17 protein-coding genes and 1 tRNA gene are annotated in these 22,525 nt (G+C 70.2%); 5 read left to right on the top strand and 13 right to left on the bottom strand.

The features are described from left to right. Nucleotides 1-20: 20 nt before the first annotated feature. From ACTWQE_RS13355 to ACTWQE_RS13340, 4 genes are all read right to left on the bottom strand, one after another. A complete protein-coding gene (locus tag ACTWQE_RS13355; RefSeq protein ID WP_443329121.1) occupies nt 21-1,421 on the bottom strand; it encodes a GH1 family beta-glucosidase in 1,401 nt (466 codons plus the stop codon). 143 nt (nt 1,422-1,564) lie between these two features. Further along, nucleotides 1,565-2,449: a carbohydrate ABC transporter permease gene (locus tag ACTWQE_RS13350; protein ID WP_443329120.1), complete on the bottom strand. Its 885-nt coding sequence runs from the start codon at nt 2,447-2,449 to the stop codon at nt 1,565-1,567. Between the two features lie 9 nt (nt 2,450-2,458). Next, nucleotides 2,459-3,442, bottom strand: coding sequence for a carbohydrate ABC transporter permease (locus ACTWQE_RS13345; RefSeq protein ID WP_443329119.1), 984 nt, complete (start codon nt 3,440-3,442; stop codon nt 2,459-2,461). A 5-nt stretch (nt 3,443-3,447) separates the two neighbouring features. Beyond that, a complete protein-coding gene (locus ACTWQE_RS13340; protein WP_443329118.1) occupies nt 3,448-4,779 on the bottom strand; it encodes an ABC transporter substrate-binding protein in 1,332 nt (443 codons plus the stop codon). A 271-nt stretch (nt 4,780-5,050) separates the two neighbouring features. Here ACTWQE_RS13340 and ACTWQE_RS13335 point away from each other — a divergent pair, with 271 nt between their 5' ends. After that, the gene (locus ACTWQE_RS13335) at nt 5,051-6,079 is read left to right on the top strand and encodes a LacI family DNA-binding transcriptional regulator (RefSeq protein WP_443329117.1); all 1,029 of its coding nucleotides are present in this window, start codon (nt 5,051-5,053) and stop codon (nt 6,077-6,079) included. 190 nt (nt 6,080-6,269) lie between these two features. Here the strand turns inward: ACTWQE_RS13335 and ACTWQE_RS13330 are convergent. The 3 genes from ACTWQE_RS13330 to ACTWQE_RS13320 all read right to left on the bottom strand — a co-directional run bounded on the left by ACTWQE_RS13330 (nt 6,270) and on the right by ACTWQE_RS13320 (nt 8,311). After that, a tRNA-His gene (locus ACTWQE_RS13330) sits at nt 6,270-6,342 on the bottom strand. Between the two features lie 95 nt (nt 6,343-6,437). Next, the gene (gene orn, locus ACTWQE_RS13325) at nt 6,438-7,052 is read right to left on the bottom strand and encodes an oligoribonuclease (protein WP_443329116.1); all 615 of its coding nucleotides are present in this window, start codon (nt 7,050-7,052) and stop codon (nt 6,438-6,440) included. A gap of 5 nt (nt 7,053-7,057) precedes the next feature. Beyond that, a complete protein-coding gene (locus tag ACTWQE_RS13320) occupies nt 7,058-8,311 on the bottom strand; it encodes a helix-turn-helix domain-containing protein (protein WP_443329115.1) in 1,254 nt (417 codons plus the stop codon). A gap of 784 nt (nt 8,312-9,095) precedes the next feature. On the opposite strand from ACTWQE_RS13320, the gene ACTWQE_RS13315 reads away from it, so the two are divergent. Further along, complete coding sequence (locus ACTWQE_RS13315) at nt 9,096-9,617, top strand: universal stress protein (protein ID WP_443329114.1); 522 nt, start codon at nt 9,096-9,098, stop codon at nt 9,615-9,617. Between the two features lie 268 nt (nt 9,618-9,885). Here ACTWQE_RS13315 and glmS read toward each other — a convergent pair whose 3' ends face one another. Both glmS and ACTWQE_RS13305 read right to left on the bottom strand, forming a co-directional pair. Continuing rightward, entirely contained in the window at nt 9,886-11,700 is a 1,815-nt protein-coding gene (gene glmS, locus ACTWQE_RS13310; protein ID WP_443329113.1) for a glutamine--fructose-6-phosphate transaminase (isomerizing), read from the bottom strand. Between the two features lie 140 nt (nt 11,701-11,840). Further along, nucleotides 11,841-12,116 (bottom strand): hypothetical protein, encoded by a 276-nt coding sequence (locus tag ACTWQE_RS13305; RefSeq protein ID WP_443329112.1) that lies wholly within the window; start codon nt 12,114-12,116, stop codon nt 11,841-11,843. A 311-nt stretch (nt 12,117-12,427) separates the two neighbouring features. On the opposite strand from ACTWQE_RS13305, the gene ACTWQE_RS13300 reads away from it, so the two are divergent. Continuing rightward, nucleotides 12,428-14,038 (top strand): beta-N-acetylhexosaminidase, encoded by a 1,611-nt coding sequence (locus tag ACTWQE_RS13300; protein WP_443329111.1) that lies wholly within the window; start codon nt 12,428-12,430, stop codon nt 14,036-14,038. A gap of 288 nt (nt 14,039-14,326) precedes the next feature. Here the strand turns inward: ACTWQE_RS13300 and ACTWQE_RS13295 are convergent, their stop codons facing one another. The 4 genes from ACTWQE_RS13295 to ACTWQE_RS13280 are packed head-to-tail and all read right to left on the bottom strand — an operon-like array spanning nt 14,327 to nt 20,535. Continuing rightward, nucleotides 14,327-15,487 (bottom strand): acyl-CoA dehydrogenase family protein, encoded by a 1,161-nt coding sequence (locus tag ACTWQE_RS13295; protein ID WP_443329150.1) that lies wholly within the window; start codon nt 15,485-15,487, stop codon nt 14,327-14,329. A gap of 10 nt (nt 15,488-15,497) precedes the next feature. Beyond that, entirely contained in the window at nt 15,498-16,448 is a 951-nt protein-coding gene (locus ACTWQE_RS13290) for a hydroxymethylglutaryl-CoA lyase (RefSeq protein ID WP_443329110.1), read from the bottom strand. Next, nucleotides 16,448-18,889 carry an acetyl/propionyl/methylcrotonyl-CoA carboxylase subunit alpha gene (locus ACTWQE_RS13285; protein WP_443329149.1) on the bottom strand — a complete coding sequence of 814 codons (2,442 nt, stop codon included), beginning with the start codon at nt 18,887-18,889 and terminating at the stop codon, nt 16,448-16,450. The genes ACTWQE_RS13290 and ACTWQE_RS13285 overlap by 1 nt, the downstream gene beginning before the upstream one ends. A 14-nt stretch (nt 18,890-18,903) precedes the next feature. Continuing rightward, nucleotides 18,904-20,535: a carboxyl transferase domain-containing protein gene (locus ACTWQE_RS13280; protein WP_443329109.1), complete on the bottom strand. Its 1,632-nt coding sequence runs from the start codon at nt 20,533-20,535 to the stop codon at nt 18,904-18,906. An 89-nt stretch (nt 20,536-20,624) separates the two neighbouring features. On the opposite strand from ACTWQE_RS13280, the gene ACTWQE_RS13275 reads away from it, so the two are divergent. Together ACTWQE_RS13275 and ACTWQE_RS13270 are read left to right on the top strand one after the other, a co-directional pair. Beyond that, the gene (locus ACTWQE_RS13275) at nt 20,625-21,239 is read left to right on the top strand and encodes an SACE_7040 family transcriptional regulator (protein ID WP_443329108.1); all 615 of its coding nucleotides are present in this window, start codon (nt 20,625-20,627) and stop codon (nt 21,237-21,239) included. 125 nt (nt 21,240-21,364) lie between these two features. Beyond that, the gene (locus tag ACTWQE_RS13270; RefSeq protein ID WP_443329107.1) at nt 21,365-22,522 is read left to right on the top strand and encodes an acyl-CoA dehydrogenase family protein; all 1,158 of its coding nucleotides are present in this window, start codon (nt 21,365-21,367) and stop codon (nt 22,520-22,522) included. The last annotated feature ends 3 nt before the right edge of the window (nt 22,523-22,525 follow it).

Raw genomic sequence — 22,525 nt, 5'->3', positions numbered from 1 at the left:
CGGCCGGGGCGCGCCCCTGTCTAACCCGCGGGGAGCTCTCCCGTACGGGCGACTTCGCCATACCAGCGGGCGCTGGATTTGAGTGTGCGGGTCTGGGTCGGGTAGTCGACATGGATCGCGCCGAACCGCTTGGCATAGCCGTAGGCCCACTCGAAGTTGTCCATCAGGGACCAGAGGAAGTAGGCACGGACGTCGGCGCCGTCGCCGATCGCACGGTGGACGGCGGCCAGATGGGCGCGGAGGTAGGCGATCCGCTCGGGGTCGTGAATGGCGCCGTCGGTATCGGGCCGGTCCTCGTACGCCGCGCCGTTCTCGGTGATCATCAGGGGCAGGCCCGGAGCCTCCCGGGTGAAGCGCATCAGAAGGTCGTAGAGGCCGCTCGGATCGACGGACCAGCCCATCGCCGTGAGGTCGCCGGGCGGCTGGTGGAAGGCGACATGCTGGGCACCGGGCCAGGGGGAATGCTCGCTGACGCCATGGCCGTCCGTGCGCGGAGGACGATTGTCGGTGGCGGCTGATACCACTGAGGGCGTGTAGTGGTTGATGCCCAGCGCGTCCAGGGGGTGCTTGATGACGGCCAGATCGGTGTCGTGGACATACGACCAGTCGGTGAGCCGCGCGGTGTCCTGGAAAAGGTCGGCCGGATACCGGCCGTGGAGCATGGGATCGCTGAAGATACGGGTGGCGAGGGCGTCGATCCGCCGCTGAGCGTCGAGATCCCCGGGCGCCTGCGTACGGGCCCGTACGGCAGCGGGGTTGAGGCTGACCGCGAGCCGGCCGCGGGAGGGCAGGGCGGAGCGCAGCGCCTGGGCGCCGAGGCCGTGGGCGAGGTTGAGATGGTGTGCGGCGCGCAGGGCCGCCACCGGATCGGTGCGGCCGGGGGCGTGCACTCCCGACCCGTAGCCCAGAAAGGCGCTGCACCAGGGCTCGTTGAGAGTCGTCCACATCTCGACGCGGTCGCCGAGGGCGTCGGCCACGATCGCCGCGTAGTCGGCGAAGCGGTACGCGGTGTCCCGCTCGGGCCAGCCGCCCGCCGACTCCAGTTCCTGCGGCAGATCCCAGTGGTAGAGCGTCAGCAGCGGCTGGATGCCCTGGGTGAGCAGCTCGTCGACGAGGGACCGGTAGAAGTCGAGGCCGCGCTGGAAGCCGGGGCCCCGGCCCGTGGGCTGCACTCGGGGCCAGGAGACGGAGAAACGGTAGGCGCCGAGCCCCAGCTTCGCCATGAGACCCACGTCGTCACGGAAGCGGTGGTAGTGGTCGACGGCGATGTCACCGGTGTCGCCGTCGGCCACCTTGCCGGGCGTATGGCTGAAGGTGTCCCAGATGGAGGGCGTGCGGCCGTCCTCCTGAGCGGCACCCTCGACCTGGTACGCGGCGGTGGCGGCGCCCCACAGGAAGCCGGGCGGAAAGCGGTACGTCATGACAGCGCTCCCATGGAGAGTCGGAAAGCGATGGGCGAGAAGAAGGGGAGACGGGAAGAAGGGGAGACGGGAAGACGGGAAGAAGGGGAGACGGGAAGAAGGGGAGACGGGAAGAAGGGGAGAGCCCGATACCGGGAGGAAGGTCAGCCCTTGACCGCGCCCTGCATGATGCCGCCGACGATCTGTTTGCCGAAGAGGGTGAAGGCGAGCAGCAGCGGAAGGGTGCCGAGCAGGGCACCGGCCATGATGACCGACTGGTCGGGAATGTAGCCGCGGCCCAGACCGGTCAGCGCGACCTGCACGGTCGGGTTGTCCTGGGTCAGCGCGATGATCGGCCAGAAGAAGTCGTTCCACGCCTGGACGAACGTCAGCATGGCCAGTACGGCCATCGCGGGGCGAGCGGCCGGGAAGACCACGTGGAGGACGACCCGCAGGCTGTTGGCGCCGTCCATCCGGGCCGCCTCGATCAGCTCGGTGGGCAGTGCCTCGATGAGGTACTGCCGCATGAAGAACACCCCGAAGGCGCCGACGAGGGTCGGCAGGATCACCGCCTGGAGCTGGTTCGTCCACTCCAGCTCGGCGATCGTCATGAAGAGCGGCACCACGCTCAGCTGGGGCGGCACCATCATGGTGCCGATGGTCAGCACGAGCAGGAGGTTCTTGAGCCGGAAACGGAGCTTGGCGAAGGCGAATCCGGCGAGCGTCGAGAACAGCACCGTGCCGACCGTGATCGTTCCAGCCACCAGGGTCGTATTGAACAGCGCCAGGCCCATGTTGGCGTTGCTCCAGGCCGTCTCCATGTTCTTGAGGAGATTGCCGCCGAACCAGAAGGGCGGCGGGGTCTCCGCGAGGCGTGTGGTGGTGCGGGAGGCGGCGATCGCCGTCCACACCAGGGGAAAGAGGGAGCCCGCGGTGAAGACGATCAGTACGGCATAGGTGATTCTGCCGCCATGCAAATGCCTACCGGCACTACCGGACTTACGGGATCTACCAGATCTACCGGTCTTAACCGCGTGTACGGCCGTCATGGCGCCTCCTCACCGGCTCTTCCGCAGCCGGCGCACGATCAACCAGTTGACCGCGGCGATCAGCAGCAGGATCAGGAACATCGTCCAGGCGATGGCGGCGGCCCGGCCGAGATGGAAGTTGAACCATCCCTGCTCGTACAGATACAGGCCCAGCGTCTGGAACTGGTGCGAGGCGCCGCCCTTCTCGCCGCCCGCCCCGCCGAAGAGCAGCGGTTCACCGAAGAGCTGGGTGGCTCCGATCGTGGAGACGACGACGGTGAACAGGATCGTCGGCCGCAGCGACGGAATCGTCACATGGCGGAACTGCTGCCACCGGGACGCTCCGTCGAGGGCCGCCGACTCGTACAGATCCTTGGGTACGGCCTGCATGGCGGCCAGATAGATCAGTGCGTTGTAGCCCGTCCACCGCCAGATCACGATCGAGGACACCGCCAGCTGTGAACTCCACTCGCCGTTCTGCCAGTCGATGCCATCCATGCCGATCAGCCCCAGCGCCCAGTTGACCATCCCGTAGTCGCGTCCGAAGAGCAGCACGAACACCAGCGTCGCGGCGGCCACCGAGGTGGCGTACGGCGTGAGCACCGCCACCCGGAAGAACGTCGAGCCGCGCAGCCGGTAGTTGAGGAGGTGGGCGATTCCGAGCGCCATCAGCAGCTGGGGAACAGTCGACATCACTCCGATGGTGAAGGTGTTGCGCAGCGCGTTCCAGAAGAACTCGTCCTCCAGCAGCCGGGTGTAGTTGTGCAGCCCCGCCCACTCCATGGCCGTGGGGTCGTGCAGCGAGACCCGGTGCAGGGAGGACCAGCCGGTGTAGAGGAGAGGGAACAGCCCGAAGGCGCTGAAGAAGAGGAAGAAGGGCGCGACGAAGGCGTACGGGCTCCAGCGCACATCGCGGCGGTAGCGGCGGCTGCGCCGCTCCGCTGCGCGGTCCGCGCGGAGGGGCGCGCCCCCCTGCCCTGCGGGAGGCGCGACCGTACGGGACTGGACGGCCATCCCGGTCACTGGTCCAGCGCGTTGTCGATGTTCTTCACCGCTGCCGCCCACCCGTCGGCGGGGGTCCTCCCCTGCTGCTCGACCTGCAGGATGCCGACGTCGGTGATGGCCGTCTGGATGGTCAGGTCCTTCTCACCCAGGACGAGCGTCGGGATGCCCTTGGCCGCCTCGGCGAAGATCGTGCCGATGGGGGCGTCGTCGAAGTACTCGTGCCGGGCACCGGCTACCGCGGGGAGGCCGTACGCGGCCTGGGAGCTGGGGAAGCTGCCCTGCTTCTCGAAGAGCTTTGCCTGCTGCTCCGGTGCGGTCAGCCAGGCGGCCAGCTTGACCGCCTCGGTCCTGTTCCTCGCCGCTTCCGGCACCGTCAGGAAGGAGCCACCCCAGTTGGCGGGCTTGGGCGCCGGTGCGATGTCCCACTGGTCCTCCCCCTTGTCCCCGGCCTTCTCCTTGATGTAGCCGAGCATCCAGGGCGGGCAGGGGACGGTGGCGAAGCGCGCGTTCGCGTACGCCTGGTCCCAGGCCTTGTCGAACTGCTTGAGCTTGGCGGTCATTCCCCCGTCGATGATCTCCATCGCCAGGTTCCAGGCGTCCTTGACCGCCGGGCTGTTCTTGTAGATCAGCTTGCCGCTCCTGGTGTAATAGCGCTCGGTGCTGCCCGAGACGGCGGCGTTGTAGACCCCGCCCGCGGCGTCGACGAAGGCCGTGCCCTTCGGTGCCTTCGCCATGTAGTCCCGGCCGGTCCCGAGGTACTTCCGCCAGTCGCCCGCCCAGAGCTTCCCGACCTTCTCGCGTGCGGTCGGCAGCCCGGCCTTCTTGAACAGGTCCTTGCGATAGCAGATCGCCATCGGCCCGATGTCGGTCCCCAGGCCCACCATTCTGCCGTCCTTCGCCGTCGCCTGCCCCCACTTCCACGGCACGAAGCTGTTTCTGTCGACACCCTTCGCCTGGCCGAGGTCGACGAACTCGGCGGAGTGCCGTGCCGCGACCTCGGCGATATTGCCGACCTCCACGGCCTGAATGTCCTGCAGTCCGCTGCCGGTTCCGAGATGGGTGAGCAGATTCGGGTAGTACTGGTCGACACGCTCGATCGAGGTCTCCTTGATCGTGACGTCCGGGTGCAGCCTCTCGTACTCGTCGTACAGTCCGGCCTGCTTGTAGCCGAAGACCCCGAAGACGCCCACCGTGACCGTCGTCCTGCCCCGGCTGTCCTTGCCGCCCGGGTTCGCCGCCCCCGGTTCCTCGCGGTCCTCGGCACAGCCGGCGAGCAGGCCGGCGGCCAGTGCGGCGACGGTCGAAAGGACCGCCACCCGGCGGGACGTACGGGACTTCGAGCGCATTTGCGTCCTCCTCGGCGCACGGACGTACCCTCCCGGCCAGGGAATGTGGAGAGGGAGAGGGTGGAGCTGCGGCTCGGGCGGGGAACGTACGGGATGGGTATGACTCCGGATGACTCCGGTAGCTTGGGAGCGCTCCCAGACGTGATGTGTTGAAGAGTTGCGGGTTTTCGGTGGAGGTGTCAAGGCTGCGAGCGCAGGCAACGTGCCGAGCTCGAAGTGATGTTGAATGGCACAGCGGCGCCCGATGTAAGGCTTATGGCTGGAGGCGGACATGGCACCGATCGGACGGAGGGGTGGCAGACCCACCCTGGAGGAGGTCGCCGCGCGCGCCGGAGTCGGCCGAGGCACCGTCTCCCGGGTGATCAATGGTTCGCCACGGGTCAGTGCCCGGACCCGAGCCGCGGTCGAACAGGCCGTCGCCGATCTGGGATATGTGCCGAACCGGGCCGCCCGCGCGCTCGCCGGCAACCGCGCCGATGCCGTCGCCCTCGTCATCCCCGAGCCGGAGACGAGACTCTTCGCCGAGCCGTACTTCTCCGACATCATCCGTGGCGTCGGAGCGGAACTCGCCGACACCGACCTGCAGTTGTTGCTCACCCTGATCCGTACGCCCAAGGAGCGCCAGCGACTCGCCCAGTATCTGAGCGGGCACCGAGTCGACGGCGTCCTGCTGGTCTCCGTACACGCCGATGACCCGCTCCCCGACCTTCTGGAGAGGATCGAGATGCCCGCCGTGCTCAGCGGCCGCCGCTCGGCCCGTGAGTCGGTCTCGTACGTCGATTCGGACAATGTCGGAGGCGCCCGCGCGGCGGTCGAGCACCTGATCGAGCGCGGCCGCCGCCGGATCGCCACGATCACGGGCCCCGGCGACATGTACGTGGCCCAGTGCCGGCTCGACGGCTATCACCGGGCGCACCGGGACGCGGACCTTGCGGTCGACGAGGCCATGGTCGCCGCCGCCGACTTCACCGAGGACGGCGGCCGCCGTGCGATGCGCGAGCTGCTGGGCCGGGGGCCCGGTCCCGATGCCGTCTTCGCCGCCTCCGACGTCATGGCGGCGGGCGCCCGGCAGGTGCTGCGCGAGGCAGGCCGGCGGGTTCCCGAGGATGTGGCCCTCGTCGGGTTCGACGACTCGGCTGTCGCCCGTCATATGGATCCGCCGCTGACCAGCGTCCGTCAGCCGACCGAGGAGATGGGGCGGGCGATGGCCCGGGTCCTCCTGGAGGAGATCGCCGAGCGCACCTTCGCACGGCCGCAGCTCGTGCTGCCCACCGAGCTCGTGATCCGGAAGTCGTCGTGAGCCCGTCCTCGGCTTGTTCCGGACCCGTCCTGAACGGGTTCCGCGCTCGTCCTGAGGCGCCGAGCCCCGGTCCGCCGGACGAGAGGGACCTATCCAGCGGATGTTCCCACCGTGTTCCCGCAGCTCCTGGCGCACCTCGTGTACGAGGAAGGCCCGGCCTGTTTCCACAAGCCGGGCCTTGATCGTTCAGGGTGAGTAACGGGACTCGAACCCGCGACATCCTGGACCACAACCAGGTGCTCTACCAGCTGAGCTATACCCACCACGACCGGCGCTTCTTTTCGCACCGGCCGAGAAAAAGTGTACAGGGTCCCCGGGGGTGCTCGCTCCCGGGTTTGGGCCGCCCGGGAGCGAGGCGTTACTCCGCCTGGACCTTCGCGGGAAGCACATGCTTCGCCGCGATGACCTTCGCTGTCTCCGAGTCCGGCCCCGGCTGCGGCACGAAGACCGCCTCCCGGTAGTACCGCAGCTCGGCGATGCTCTCGCGGATATCGGCGAGAGCCCGGTGGTTGCCGTTCTTCTCCGGACTGTTGAAGTACGCCCGCGGGTACCACCGACGGGCCAGCTCCTTGATCGACGACACATCCACGATCCGGTAATGCAGATAATCCTCCAGCTTCGGCATGTCGCGCAGCAGGAAGCCGCGGTCCGTGCCGACCGAGTTTCCGCACAGCGGCGCCTTGCCGCGCTCCGGTACATGCTCGCGGATGTACGCCAGCACCTGCGCCTCGGCGTCCGCCAGCGTCGTGCCGCCGTCCAGCTCCGCGAGCAGCCCGGAGGAGGTGTGCATCTGCCGCACCACCTCGGGCATGCTCACGAGCGCCTCGGCGGGCGGGCGGATCACGATGTCCACACCCTCGCCGAGTACGTTCAGCTCCGAGTCGGTGACCAGCGCGGCCACCTCGATGAGTGCGTCACCCGACAGCGAGAGGCCGGTCATCTCGCAGTCGATCCACACCATGCGATCGTTCATGTGTCTCACCCTACGGGGCGGTCCCGCTGACCGGGCACCGCCGGGCGCCCCGGATTCCGGCCGCCGCCCTGCTCCGGGAGGCGGGGAAAATACACATCGGAGTCCGGCTTACCCCGGTCGGACCCCGCGGACGGGCCGCCAACCGACCCGGAACTGCGCAGCCCGACGGAGGCGCCCACCGGCTCGGCATGCCGCTGTTCGGCGGTCTCCAGCCGGTGGTCCGGCCGCTCCGACGTGCTGTTCTGCGGTCGCCGCGCGCGGTACGCCGCCCGGTAGGCCGCCGGGGAGGACCCCAGCTGCCGCCGGAAGTGGCCGCGCAGCGCGACCGGCGAGCGGAATCCGCAGCGCCCGGCCACCTCGTCGACGGAGTAGTCGGAGGTCTCCAGGAGCCGCTGGGCCTGGAGTACCCGCTGAGTGATCAACCACTGGAGGGGAGCGCTCCCAGTGAGGGAACGGAACCTCCGGTCGAACGTGCGGCGGCTCATATAGGCGCGGGCGGCCAGGGTCTCCACGTCGAACTGCTCGTGCAGATGCTCGAGCGCCCACGCGACGACCTCGGCGAGCGGGTCCGCGCCGATCTCCTCGGGTAAAGACCTGTCCAGGTAGCGCTCCTGCCCGCCGCTGCGGCGCGCCGGTACGACGAGGCGGCGGGCCAGTGCGCCGGCCGCCTCGGTGCCGTGGTCCGTGCGCACCACATGGAGGCACAGATCGATGCCCGCCGCGGTCCCGGCGGAGGTGAGCACATCCCCGTCGTCCACGTAGAGCTCCCGCGGGTCCACATGGACGGATGGATACCGCTTGGCGAGCGTCGGCGCGTACATCCAGTGCGTGGTGGCCGGCCGGCCGTCCAGCAGCCCGGCCGCGGCCAGCACGAACGCCCCGGTGCACAGCCCGACGATCCGCGCGCCCTCCTCATGGGCGCGGCGCAGCGCCTCCAGCGCCTCCGGTGGTGGTGGCGACGTGATCGACCGCCAGGCCGGTACGACCACGGTGCCGGCCCTGGCCAGCGCCTCCAGGCCGTATGGCGCGGTCAGTTCGAGCCCCCCTGTGGTCCGCAGCGGGGCGTCCTCACCGGCGCACACCAACAGCCGGTACCGCGGGACTCCCGCGTCCTGGCGGTCGATGCCGAACACGGAAAGCGGGATGGAGCTTTCGAAGATGGGCCCGCCGCTGAAGAGCAGCACTGCGACGATCTCCCGGCGGCGGCGTCCGGACAGCTTCCGCGCGGCCTCCGGTGCGGTCGTGGAGTCCTGGCTCATGGCTCTAAGCCCCCCTCGGTGGTCGCGTCCTCTCGGTCCTGCACGTTTCCCCTCGGTCCTGCACAAGTCCCCCGCCGTGAATGGCCAAGATCGAATCTACTGTGTCGTACGAGGTCGGCGTGACAAGTTCACCACCCACCGCTATGTCGACATGACAACTTGGCGTGAAGCATTCGATCACGAAGCGTTGCACTCGGCAGCGCCGCTGGGAAGTACGCCTCCCGCCCTTGCCCCATCACTGTAGGGTGCGTGCGCCGCTGGCGCCCCTTTCCCCCGCAGGTCGAACGGGGGTTGGCGGCACGGTTCTGCAAGGCGGGTACGGTGGCGCGAAGTTGGCCGAAAAGACTCGGTGTCGCGCGGGCGATACTGTGGAACTCCCGGCGTACGCTCCCCGGGTCCTCTGGCCCCCCGTGCTTCCCGTGCCCCCTTCGCCAGGGCAGCGCCCTCCGTGTCCCGGCGGGAGATGGAGGCCCGGCCGCAGGGCCCGCGGTTTCCGGTGGCGGTAAGCCTCCCGCGGAGGGCCCGTCGGTGCCGAGCGGCACGGTGGGATCGTCGGGAGGCATTGCGCTACGGGCTCGGCTCCGGCATGCTCCCGGAAGCCGCGCGAGCGGCTGCCGCGGTGGTTCGCCCCGCTCGACGGGGCAGGCCCTGGGCAGGCGGGGAGTGTCGCCGTACCCTTGTGGGTAAGGGCTTGGGAAGATGATTCCCGGACTATCCACCCGCTCCGACCCCGCTCCGTCAACCGTCGTTCCCTTCCACGAGGACTTCCTTCGCCGAGACACCGATGGCCGGTCACGAAATCCCCGAACCCGCGGACCGCAAGCAGGTCGCTGATCCCACGGCGAACCTCGAAGCGGCGGAAGAGACACGCCACTCCTGCGATCCGGCGTTCCAGCATGGAGTGGTCGTCGGCTTCGACGGCTCCACCTCCAGTGAGCGAGCCCTCGCCTACGCCATCGGCATGGCCCGGCGCTCACGGTCCGGCCTGATCATCGTGCATGTGGCCAACCGACTGCCGACGACCGTGTGGGCGGGCTGCGAACCGCCGGTCTTCGTGGACGTGCCGGACCACCGCACCGAAGTGCTCGGCCTCGAACTCGCCTGCGCGGACTATCTCGGCGAGGTCCCCTGGATCCTCGTGGAACGGGGCGGGGACATCTGCCACGAGCTGGAGGAGGTCGGCCGGGAATACTCCGCCGACGCGATCGTGGTCGGCTCCACCCATGGACTGGTCGGCCGGATCTTCGGCTCGGTGGCGGGACGTCTTGCGCGGCGGGCCCAACGCCCCGTCGTGGTGATCCCGTAGCTCGACGCCTTCAACGCCCTCAATCGCTGTCCGGGACACGGCGGATGGCGCCGATGGCTGGCGCGCGTGATTCTCCTCACGTGTTCTGAACCCGTGGTGGAGCCGCGTTTTCGAGCCGAGTTCCGAACGTGTATTTCGAGCCGTGTTTCCGGGTGGTGTGTTCGAGCCGTGCCATGAGTCGCGCGGACCGAGCCCCGTGACTCGATCCGCGCGATCTCCTCTCGGTACCCCTCGCCGTCGACGCCGCCGGTCGGCGAGGGGTGGCGGCCTACTCGACCGTGACCGACTTCGCGAGGTTCCGCGGCTTGTCGATGTCCCGGCCCAGCGCCAGCGCCGAGTGGTAGGCGAGGAGTTGCAGCGGGATGCCCATCAGGATCGGGTCCAGCTCCACCTCGTTGCGAGGGACCACGATCGTGTGGTCGGCCTTCTCCTGCTCCCGGTGCGCCACGGCCAGGATCCGGCCACTGCGGGCCTTGATCTCCTCCAGCGTCGCCCGGTTCTTCTCGAGCAGGTCGTCGTCCGGGACGATCGCGACGGTGGGCACCTCGGGCTCGATCAGCGCCAGCGGCCCGTGCTTCAACTCCGAGGCCGGGTAGGCCTCGGCGTGCACATACGACACCTCCTTGAGCTTCAGGGAGGCCTCACGCGCCACCGGGAAGCCCCGCACCCGACCGACGAACATCATGCTCTTGGCCCCCGCGTACTCGGCCGCCAGCTTCTTGATCTTCTCCTCGTCGCCCAGGATCTCGGCGATCTGGTCGGGCAGCTTGCGCAGGCCGGCGATGATCCGCTTCCCGTCGGCGACGGAGAGGTCCCGGATCCGGCCGAGGTGGAGGGCGAGCAGGGCGAAGGCGACAGCGGTGTTGGTGAAGCACTTGGTGGAGACGACGCAGACCTCCGGGCCCGCGTGCACGTACACGCCGCCGTCGGTCTCGCGGGCGATGGCGCTGCCCACGACGTTCACGACGCCCAGGACCCGGGCGCCCTTCCGCTTCAGCTCCTGAACGGCGGCCAGTGTGTCGTATGTCTCACCGGACTGGCTGACCGCGATGTAGAGCGTCTCCGGGTCGACGACGGCGTTGCGGTAGCGGAACTCGCTCGCCGGCTCGGCGTCGGCCGGGATACGGGCCAGTTCCTCGATCATCTGGGCGCCGATCTGCCCGGCGTGGTAGGCCGAGCCGCAGCCGAGGATCTTCACCCGCCGCACGCCGCGCGCCTCGCGGGCGTCCAGGTTCAGCCCGCCGAGGTGCACGGTGGAGAAGCGGTCGTCGATCCGGCCACGCAGCACGCGGTCCACGGCGTCGACCTGCTCGGAGATCTCCTTGTGCATATACGTGTCGTGGCCGCCCATGTCGTACGACTCGGCTGCCCACTCCACGGTCGTCGGGGAGGCGGTGGTGCGGCTGCCCTCGGTGGTGTACGTGCGGTAGTCGTCGGCCTTCAGGGTGGCCATCTCGCCGTCGTCCAGGGTGACGACCTGGCGCGTGTGGCTGACGAGCGCGGCCACGTCGGAGGAGACGAACATCTCGTGCTCGCCGATGCCCAGCACCACGGGAGAGCCGTTGCGGGCGACGACGATCCGGTCCGGGAACTCGGCGTGCAGTACGGCGATGCCGTAGGTGCCCTCGATCAGCCGCAGCGCCTGGCGCACCTTCTCCTCGAGCGTCTCGGCCTGCGAGCGGCCGATGAGGTGGGCGAGGACCTCGGTGTCGGTCTCGGAGGCGAACTCGACACCGTCGGCGGTGAGCTTGGCGCGCAGCTCGGAGGCGTTGTCGATGATGCCGTTGTGAACGAGAGCGACCTTGCCGTCGGTGTCCAGATGGGGGTGGGCGTTCTCGTCGTTCGGCGCACCATGGGTGGCCCAGCGGGTGTGGGCGATGCCGGTGGTGCCGGTGAAGCGCTTGGGGAGCTTCGCTTCCAGCTCGCGCACTCGCCCCTTGGCCTTGACGGTCTTCAGGGCGCCGCTCTTGCCGCTGACGGCCAGGCCGGCGGAGTCGTAGCCGCGGTACTCCAGTCGCTGCAGGCCTTCCAGCAGCAGCGGAGCGACATCGCGCTTACCGATATATCCGACGATCCCGCACATAGGACCTGTCCCTCCCACGTTCCACGTTGCTTCGTTCGGGGCCCGACTGGCTGGGTCGGCCGGGTCGGGTTCAGCTGTTCCGTTGTCGGCCGGCCGTCGGGCGTCGGCCGGCCGGCCGCTGTCCGGCTGCGTGAGCCGTATCAGCCGTAGACGATGCGGCGTAGCTGCCGCAGCGAGAGCTCGGGCGGCGCCACCGCGCGATACGGCAGCTCCTCCGTGATCCGCTCGAAGATGTCCGCGTTGCTCAGCCCTCTGGCCTGCAGCTCGCGGTGGCGGCGGCGGACGAACGCCTCGATCGTCTCGTCGAAGTACGCCAGCACGTCCAGCACCACCCGGGCTGCCTCGCCGCGCTGGAGCGGCGTGCTGCGGACCAGGTGGTCGACGAGGTCGTCATGGGACGCGGGGCGATCGAGCACCCGTTGATATTGCTGTGGCGGCACCACTTTTGCAAGAAACCTGCCCGATATCGGGCAGGGGCGGGTCGAAGGGTGGGCCATCGGGGTGGCGAGCGGTCCGGATCGCCGGGGATCGCCTCACCCGGTGGTGTCCGAGGAGCGTCGGCGTGCTCGTGTTGTCCTGGTCGCTTGCTCCAGGGTTCGTGACACGTGGACTCCGAAAAGGTCTACACCTTGACCATGTGTGAGGCTCGCGGTACTCATGGTGACCGTGCGGTCGCTCCATCCGCCGGTACGTAGCCCCCCTCGAAGATCGTCGAAGGGACTGCTCAGTGAGACGACTGCCCCTGCTGCTCTGCTCCCTCCTCCTCGTGGTGCCGGCGGGGGCGACGGCCACCGGAGCCGCTGCCCCCGTACCGGCGCCGGCTCATGACGGCGCAGGCGTCACCCCGCTCGGCCGGGTCGTGCCCGCACCCGCCTCCGTCCGGCCGGGCGGCCTGCCGTACGAGATCGGCGCGGGGACCCGTATTCGGGTGCCCGGTCACTCGCGCGAGGCCCGGAAGGCGGGGGAGTACCTGGCGCGGGTGCTGCGCCCGTCCACGGGTTACGCCCTGCCCGTCACCTCGCAGGGCGGGCGCGGCGGCATCGTGCTCCGGCTCGGTGCCCGTGCCCTCGGCGCCAACGACGGAGGGCTGGGCGGTGAGGGTTACCGCCTCCACTCCTCCCGCGACTCCGTGATCATCAGCGCGCGCAGAGCGGCAGGGCTCTTCCACGGCATCCAGACCCTGCGGCAGCTGTTGCCCGCCTCCATCGAGGAGGACGGCCTCCGGCCGGGCCCCTGGAAGGTCGCAGGTGGCACGATCACCGATGCCCCGCGCTACGCCTACCGCGGTGCGATGCTCGATGTCGCACGGCACTTCTTCACCGTCGATCAGGTGAAGCTCTATATCGACCAGTTGGCGCTCTACAAGATCAACAAGCTGCATCTGCATCTGTCGGACGACCAGGGCTGGCGTATCGCCATCGACTCCTGGCCCCGGCTGGCGGCCCACGGGGGCAGCACCCAGGTCGGCGGCGGCCCCGGGGGCCACTACACCCGGCGCGACTACCGCGACATCCTGCGCTACGCCGCCGACCGCCATCTGGAGGTGGTCCCGGAGATCGATATGCCGGGGCACACCAACGCGGCCCTGGCGTCGTATGCCGAGCTGAACTGCGACGGCGTCGCCCCGCCGCTCTACACCGGCACGAATGTCGGCTTCAGCTCGCTGTGCGTGCCCAAGGACGTCACCTATGACTTCGTGGATGACGTGGTGAGGGAGCTCGCCGCGCTGACGCCCGGCCGTTATCTCCACATCGGCGGGGACGAGGCCCACTCGACCAGCCATGAGGACTACGTCGCCTTCATGGACCGGGCGCAGCGGACCGTCGCCCGGTACGACAAGACGGTCGTCGGCTGGCACCAGCTGACCGGGGCCAGGCCCGCCGAGCGCGCGGTGGCACAGTACTGGGGCACCTCCGGCGCCGAGCAGGAGGTCGTGGACGCGGCCGCGTCGGGGACCCGGTTGGTGCTCTCGCCCGCCAACCGTGCCTATCTCGATATGAAGTACACCAAGGACACCCCGCTCGGGCTGGAGTGGGCGGGCCATGTCGAGGTCCGTCAGGCCTACGACTGGGACCCGGGCAGCTACGTCAAGGGCGCACCGTCCTCGGCCGTGCTCGGAGTGGAGGCTCCGCTGTGGTCGGAGACCCTCTCGACCAGCGACCACATCGAGTTCATGGCCTTCCCGCGGCTGCCGGGCATCGCGGAACTGGGCTGGTCGCCGGTGTCCACGCACAACTGGGACTCCTACCGCAGCCGCCTCGCCGCGCAGGGGCCACGCTGGTCGGCACTGGGCATCGACTACTACCGCTCGCCCCAGGTGCCGTGGCCCGCGCGGTGACCGCTCGGCGGGTTCCCGGGTCGGTCACCGGGCCGACGCCACCTGTGCGGCGGCCCCTCGCCCGGCTGGTACGCGCGGCGGGTCGGTGAGCCCGGCTCCCCGGGCCGGCCGGCGCCGCCCGTGACCGCACCCCCACTATCGCGCCGGTACCAGCCGCGCCGCCGGGGCGAGAAGTGCGGCGAGCACCGCTGCCGCGGCCCCGGCGGCGGGCCGCGGGCGCGGCGCCGGGTGTGGCGCGGCGCCGAGGCCGCGTACGGCCGTCGTCGGGGCGGAGGTCAGCCGCGGAGGTCAGCCGACGAGCCCCAACTCGCGGGCCACCAGCATGCGCTGGACCTCGCTCGTGCCTTCGCCGATCTCCAGGATCTTGGAGTCACGCCACATACGGGCCACCTGGTACTCGTTCATGAACCCGTATCCGCCGTGGATCTGGGTGGCCTCCCGCGCGTTGGTCACGGCGATCTCCGAGGAGTAGAGCTTGGCCAGCGCCGCCTCCTTCTTGAACGGTTCGCCGTGCACCAGCCGGGAGGCGGCATCGCGCCAGGCGATACGCGCCGTGTGCGCCCGCATCTCCATGTCCGCCAGCTTGAACTGGATGGCCTGGTTCGCTCCGATCGGCCTTCCGAACGCCTGCCGGGTCTTGGCGTACGCCAGCGACTCGTCGACACAGCCCTGGGCGAGGCCGGTGGCCAGCGCGGAGATCGCGATCCGGCCCTCGTCCAGTATCCGCAGGAACTGGGCGTAGCCCCGGCCCTCCTCGCCCAGCAGGTTCGCCGCCGGGACCCGGCAGTCGGAGAAGGACAGTTCGCGGGTATCGGAGGCGTTCCAGCCGACCTTCGAGTACGGGGCGGCGACGGTGAAGCCGGGCGTACCGGAGGGCACGATGATCGAGGAGATCTCCGGGCTTCCGTCGGGCTTACGGCCGGTGACGGCCGTGACCGTCACCATGCCGGTGATGTCCGTGCCCGAGTTGGTGATGAAGCACTTGGTGCCGTTGATCACCCATTCGTCGGTGGCCGTGTCGAGCCGGGCCGTGGTCCGGGTGCCGCCGGCGTCCGAGCCGCACTCGGGCTCGGTCAGCCCGAACGCCCCGAGGATCTCGCCGGAGCACAGCCGCGGCAGCCACTCGCGCTTCTGCTCCTCCGTGCCGAACCGGAAGACGGGCATGGCGCCCAGGGAGACGCCCGCTTCCAGGGTGATCGCCACGGAGGAGTCCACCCGGGCGAGCTCCTCGAGGGCGAGTCCGAGGGCGAGGTAGTCGCCGCCCATCCCCCCGTACTCGTCGGGGAAGGGCAGCCCGAACAGACCCATCCGGCCCATCTCGCGGACGATCTCGTAAGGGAACTCGTGGTGCTCGTAGAACTCCCCGATCTTGGGCGCGACGACGGCGTGCGCGAACTCCTCCACGGTGCGGCGGAGTTCCTCGTGCTCGGGGGAGAGGCGGTGGTCGATCGACATGGCGTCACATCTCCTGGTGGGAGGCGGTGCCCGACAGGGCACGGACGGTGCGGGACGGGCTGGGTCGGCCCAGATGAGCGGCCATCCACACGCTGGTGGCGGTGAGACGGCCGAGATCGACCCCGGTCTCGATGCCGAGTCCGTGCAGCATCCATACGAGGTCTTCGGTGGCGAGGTTTCCGGTCGCGCTCTTCGCGTACGGGCAGCCGCCGAGACCTCCGGCGGAGGCGTCGATGGTGCGAACGCCGTGCCGCAGCGCGGCGAGGGTGTTGGCGAGCGCCTGGCCGTAGGTGTCGTGGAAGTGCACAGCGACGCGGTCGGTGTGGATTCCGTTCTCGTTGAGGGCGGAGAGGAGTTCCTGGACATGGCCCGGGGTGGCCACGCCGATGGTGTCGCCGAGGCTCAACTCGTCGCACCCGAGGTCGATGAGGCTGCGGCTGACCCGGACGACCTGGGCGATCGGCACCGCCCCCTCCCATGGGTCGCCGAAGCACATGGACAGGTAGCCGCGCACCCGCAGACCTGCATCCCGCGCCCCGGCGACCACCGGGGTGAACATCGCGATGGACTCGTCCACGGAGCGGTTGAGGTTGGCCTTGGCGAACGACTCGGTCGCACTGCCGAAGACCGCGATCTCGCGTACGCCGAGTGCCATGGCCCGTGCGAGACCGCGCTCGTTGGGGACCAGGACCGGCAGCCGGGCGGCGACGCCGTCGAGCATCGGCATCAGCTCCTCGGCGTCGGCGAGCTGGGGCACCCGCCGGGGGTGCACAAAGCTCGTGGCCTCGATGGTGCCGAGCCCCGCATCCGCCAGTCGCTGGATGAAGTCGGCCTTCACCTGGACCGGGACGACCATCGGTTCGTTCTGCAGCCCGTCCCGGGGACCGACCTCGTGGATACGGACCCGGGCCGGGAGACCGGCTGCGGGCACCCGCATGGGCAGTCCCTCGATCATCACTCGGCCCCTTCCTCGTGCGGGGTGGCGCGCGGGGCGTCGTACGGCGCGCCCTGCCGGGGCTCGGACGGGGCCTCGGACGGGTCGACCACGGCCAGCACCTGATCCATGGCGACCGTGCTGCCAGGGCTCACATCGAGTTCCGTGACAACGCCGGAGTGCGGAGCGGAGATGATGTGTTCCATCTTCATCGCCTCCACGACCAGCAGGCTCTGACCGGCGACGACCTCGTCACCGACGGCCGCCTTCACGACCGTGACGGTGCCCGGCATGGGCGCGGTCAGTGCGTCCACACCGTGTGCACCGGCGGCACCTTGGAGGGCTGCGGCGACCGGGTCGTGGTCCTGGACGTGCCAGCTGTCGCCGTCCCGCCCCAGCCAGTGTCCCCCGGGGCCCGGCGGTGTGACGAACATGTGGGTGATGCCGTCCCACTCCAGCAGCACCCGCACGGGGCGGCCCGCCCCGCCTCGCGCCGGGGCGGGACCGCCACCCGCGGGGGCCACCGCCGGCGACGCTCCACCCTGGCCTCCGGAAAGGGCACCGTCCCCAGCCGCGACCAGCCGAGCGGCCACGGGCGCGCCGTCGCCCACGCGCACGTGGGCGCCCGCGGAGCTGCCGCGTACGCGGACGGCCACAGGATCGTGTCCGGGTACGCGCAGATGATGCACCGTCCACGCGGGCTCGCCGCCCAGCCGCCATCCGCTGGGGACGGAGAACGGGTCGGTCCAGGCCGTCTCCCCACCGCTCCCGCTCCCCGCCGCGTCCGCAGACGGGTGCCGAACCGACGCCATGTGCTGAACGGAAGCGTGCACAGACGGCTGCCCGGACGCCGTGTGCTGAACAGAAGCGGTGTGGACCGGGCCGGAACTCCCCCCGCCGGAACCCCCGGCGCCTGCCCCGGCTCCGCCGGGAAGGGCCCCCGCTCCCGGGGAATCGGCCGCGGCACTGCACAGACCGGCCGCCCCCGGGCGGAGACCGCCGGGCTCCAGCGCCGCATGGCGCAGGAGCGCTGCCGCGGCGTACACCTCGTCCGGAACGCCCAGCGGCACCAAGGAGACCGCATCGCGGTCGACGAGTCCCGTGTCCAGGTCGCCGGAGACCACGTCCGGGTGCGCCAGCAGCCGCCGCAGGAAACCCGTGTTCGTGTCCACCCCGAGGACCGCCGTGCCGGCGAGCGCCGTACGCAGACGCCGCAGTGCCGTGCCCCGGTCGGGGCCGTACGCGATGACCTTGGCGAGCATCGGATCGTACGAGGTGCCGACCTCGGTACCCGCGCGGAGACCGGAGTCCACCCGCACGCCCTCGCCCGTCGGCTCGCCCAGCGCCCGTACGGTGCCCGCGGACGGGAGGAAGTCCACCCGGTCTCCCGCGGCCCGGGCGGCCTCCGCACAGATGCGGGCCTCCACCGCGTGCCCGGTGAGGCCGATGTCCCGCTGGGCGAACGGCAGGGGCTCACCGGCGGCGGTACGGACCTGCCATTCGACCAGGTCCAGGCCCGTGATGAGCTCCGTGACCGGGTGCTCGACCTGGAGACGGGTGTTCATCTCCATGAAGTAGAAGGCGGTGGGAGCGCCCCCTGCGGTGGCCGGGGAAGCGCCGCCGCCCGGGACGATGAACTCGACCGTGCCCGCGCCCGTGTATCCGCACGAGCGGGCGGCCTGGACCGCCGCCGCGCCCATGGCCTCGCGGGTGGCGGTGTCCAGCAGCGGGCTCGGCGCCTCCTCGATGATCTTCTGATGGCGGCGTTGCAGTGAGCACTCCCGCTCGCCGAGGTGCACCACCTGCCCGTGCCCGTCGGCCAGTACCTGGATCTCGATATGGCGCGGGCTGTCGATCCACCGCTCGACCAGCAGCGTGTCATCGCCGAAGGAACCGCGCGCCTCACGCCGCGCGGCCGCGATCTCGTCGGCGAGCAGCGCTTCGGCGCGCACCAGCCGCATCCCCTTGCCGCCGCCGCCCGCGGAGGGCTTGAGCAGGACCGGCATCCCGATCTCCCGGGCCGCCAGGGCGAGTTCCGCGTCGGTGAGCCCGCCGCCCGAGGAGCCAGGTACGACCGGCACGCCCGCCGCCCGCACTGTTTCCTTGGCCCGGATCTTGTCGCCCATCAGCTCGATCGCGGAGGCCGGCGGCCCGATGAAGACGAGCCCGGCGTCGGCGCACGCCCGCGCGAAGGCGGCGTTCTCCGCCAGGAAGCCGTAACCCGGGTGGACGGCCTCGGCGCCCGTACGGGCCGCGGCCTCCAGCAGCCGGGCGGGCGAGAGATAGCTCTCCGCCGCGGAGGCCGGGCCGATACGGACCGCCGTGTCCGCCTCGGCGACATGACGGGCGTCGGCGTCGGCGTCGCTGAACACGGCGACCGAGCGGATTCCCATCGCCCGGAGCGTGCGGATGACACGGACCGCGATCTCGCCGCGGTTGGCCACCATCACCGTCTCGAACATCGTCATGGCCCCCCTCACATCCGGAAGACGCCGTAGCCGGGTGCGGCAGGGTCTTTCGCGGGCAGCGGCGCGTTGGCGCACGCGGTCAGCGCCAGCCCCAGCACCGTGCGGGTCTCCAGCGGGTCGACGACCCCGTCGTCCCACAGCCGCGCCGTGGCGTAGTAGGCGTTCCCCTGGGACTCGTACCGCTCGCGGATCGGCGCCCGGAAGGCCTCCTCGTCCTCGATACTCCACTCCTCGCCCGCCGCCTCCATCTGGTCCCGCTTGACGGTCGCCAGCACGGAGGCTGCCTGCTCGCCGCCCATCACCGAGATCTTGGCGTTGGGCCACATCCACAGGAATCGCGGTGAATAGGCGCGCCCGCACATCGAGTAGTTGCCCGCGCCGTACGACCCGCCGATGACGACCGTCAGCTTCGGTACGCGGGTGCAGGCCACCGCCGTCACCATCTTGGCGCCGTGCTTCGCGATGCCGCCCGCCTCGTAGCTCCGCCCCACCATGAAGCCCGAGATGTTCTGCAGGAACAGCAGAGGGATGCCGCGCTGGTCGCACAGCTCGATGAAATGGGCGCCCTTCTGGGCGGATTCGGAGAACAGAATGCCGTTGTTGGCCACGATCCCGACCGGGTGGCCGTGGATACGGGCGAACCCCGTCACCAGCGTCGTGCCGAACTCGGCCTTGAACTCGGCGAACCGCGAGCCGTCCACGAGGCGCGCGATCACCTCCCGCACGTCGTACGGCGTGCGGGAGTCCACCGGCACCGCTCCGTACAGCCCCGCGGGATCCGCCTTCGGCTCCTCGACCGGCTCCACCGACCACGGCAGCGGCCCCCGCGCGGGCAGCGACGCCACGATCGTCCGGACGATCCGCAGCGCGTGCGCGTCGTCCTCCGCGAGGTGGTCGGTCACACCGGAGATCCGCGAGTGCACCTCGCCGCCGCCCAGCTCCTCGGCGGTCACGACCTCGCCCGTCGCCGCCTTCACCAGCGGCGGCCCTCCCAGGAAGATCGTGCCCTGCCCGCGCACGATGACCGCCTCGTCGCTCATCGCCGGGACGTACGCCCCGCCCGCCGTGCACGATCCGAGGACCGCGGCGATCTGCGGAATCCCCGCTCCGGACATCCGCGCCTGGTTGTAGAAGATCCGGCCGAAGTGCTCGCGGTCGGGGAAGACCTCGTCCTGCAGGGGGAGGAAGGCGCCGCCGGAGTCCACCAGATACACGCACGGCAGCCGGTTCTCCAGCGCCACCTCCTGGGCCCGCAGATGCTTCTTCACGGTCATCGGGTAGTACGTGCCGCCCTTGACCGTGGCGTCATTGGCGACGATCACCACCTCGCGGCCCGCGACCCGGCCGATACCGGCGATCACGCCCGCCGCCGGGGCCTGCCCGCCGTACATTCCCTCGGCCGCCAGCGGCGCCAGCTCCAGGAACGGCGAGCCCGGGTCGAGCAGGGTGTCCACCCGGTCCCGGGGCAGCAGCTTGCCGCGGGCGGTGTGCCGTGCGCGGGCCTTCTCGCCGCCGCCCAGCCGGGTGCCGGCCAGCGTCTCGCGCAGCTGTGCCGAGAGCTCCCGGTGTGCCGCTTCGTTGGTCCGCCAGGCGTCGGACGCCGGGTCCGCGGCGGTGGTCAACGCGGGTGCCTGCTGCATCTCCTCGAGCTCCCTTGCTCGGTTAATGAGCGTTAACGCATTGCCTCCAGGTTAACGAGCGCTAACCGCGCTGTCTAGAATGAATTCCCATGAGCCCCAACGCTGCCGCCAGGACCGCGGCCCCGACCCGGCGAGACCAGATCCTCAAGGAGGCCGCCCGGCTCTTCGCCGAGCGCGGCTTCCACGGGGTGGGCGTCGACGAGATAGGTGCCGCCGTCGGTATCAGCGGCCCCGGGCTGTACCGCCACTTCCCCGGCAAGGACGCGATGCTCGCCGAGCTGCTGGTCGGCATCAGCGGCCGCCTGCTCGCGGGTGGCAAGCGGAGGGTCATGGAGACGGCCGGGCCCCCCGAGGCCGTACTCGACGCGCTCATCGAGGGGCATATCGACTTCGCTCTCGACGACCGGCCGCTGATCACGCTGCACGACCGCGAGCTGGACCGGCTGCGCGACAGCGACCGCAAGCTGGTGCGCCAGCTCCAGCGGCAGTACGTGGAGCTGTGGGTCGAGACCGTCCGCGAGATCCATCCCCGGGCCGCGGAGTCCGAGGTCCGAGCGGCGGTCCATGCCGTCTTCGGCCTGCTCAACTCCACGCCGCACATCAGTCGCCCCGCCACCCTCCCCGGCCGCGCGGCCACCGCCGCCCTGCTGCACCGGTTGGCGCTGGGGGCCCTGGACACTCTCTCGGTGCCCGGCGGGCACTGAGACGGACGCCTCTGGGCTGATCCCTGGACAGTTCCACTGACTGCCGGGTAACTTTTGCTGAGCAAGCGCTTAGACAGAAAAGACTCGGCTCATAGACGGCCGGCCGGCAAGAAGGAGGCGCACGGATGCGGCGCACGGTGTTCAACGAGGACCACGAGGCATTCCGGGAGACCGTCCGCGCCTTCATCGAGGCCGAGGTCGTGCCGGTGTACGATGAGTGGTTCGCCGCGGGCCAGGCGCCGCGCGACTTCTACTACAAGCTCGGCGAGCTGGGCATATTCGGGATCAACGTCCCCGAGGAGTTCGGCGGTGCGGGCCTGGACACGCACAAGTTCGAGGCCGTGCTCTACGAGGAGACCTCGCGCGCCGGCGTCAACTTCGGCGGTTCCGGCGCGCACGTGCTGCTCGGCCTGCCGTACATCAAGATGCTCGCCACCGATGAGCAGAAGAAGCGCTTCCTGCCGAAGTTCGCCACCGGCGAGGAGATGTGGGCGCTGGCGATGACCGAGCCGGGCACCGGCTCCGACCTCGCCGGGATGAAGACCACCGCCAAGCTCTCCGAGGACGGCACCCACTACGTCCTCAACGGCGCCAAGACCTTCATCACCGGCGGCGTCCACGCCGACCGCGTGATCGTGTGCGCCCGCACGTCGGCCCCGCGCGAGGACGACCGCCGCTTCGGCATCTCCCTGTTCGCGGTGGACACCAAGTCGGAGGGCTACTCCATCGGCCGCAAGCTGGACAAGCTCGGCCTGCGCACCTCCGACACCGCCGAGCTGGCCTTCGTCGACGTCAAGGTCCCGGTCGAGGACCTGCTCGGCGAGGAGAACAAGGGCTTCTACTACCTCGGACAGAACCTGCCGTCCGAGCGCTGGGGCATCGCGTTCGGTTCGTACGCGCAGGCCAAGGCCGCCGTCCGGTTCGCCCAGGAGTACGTGCAGGAGCGCACGGTCTTCGGCAAGTCGGTCGCGTCCTTCCAGAACACCAAGTTCGAGCTGGCCGCCTGCCAGTCCGAGGTGGATGCTGCCGAAGCCGTCGCCGACCGCGCCCTGGAGGCACTGGACGCGGGCGAGCTGACCGCTGCCGAGGCCGCCTCCGCGAAGCTGTTCTGCACCGAGGTCGCCCACCGCGTCATCGACCGGTGCCTCCAGCTGCACGGCGGCTACGGCTACATGAACGAGTACCCGATTGCCCGGCTGTACGCGGACAACCGCGTCAACCGCATCTACGGCGGCACCAGCGAGGTCATGAGGTCCATCATCGCCAAGTCGATGGGGCTGTAAAAC

It is taken from the genome of Streptomyces sp. 8N706, from assembly GCF_052245415.1.
Classification (GTDB): Bacteria; Actinomycetota; Actinomycetes; order Streptomycetales; family Streptomycetaceae; genus Streptomyces.
Note: the sequence above shows the minus strand (reverse complement) of the source record. Positions and strands in the feature narration are given on the sequence as shown.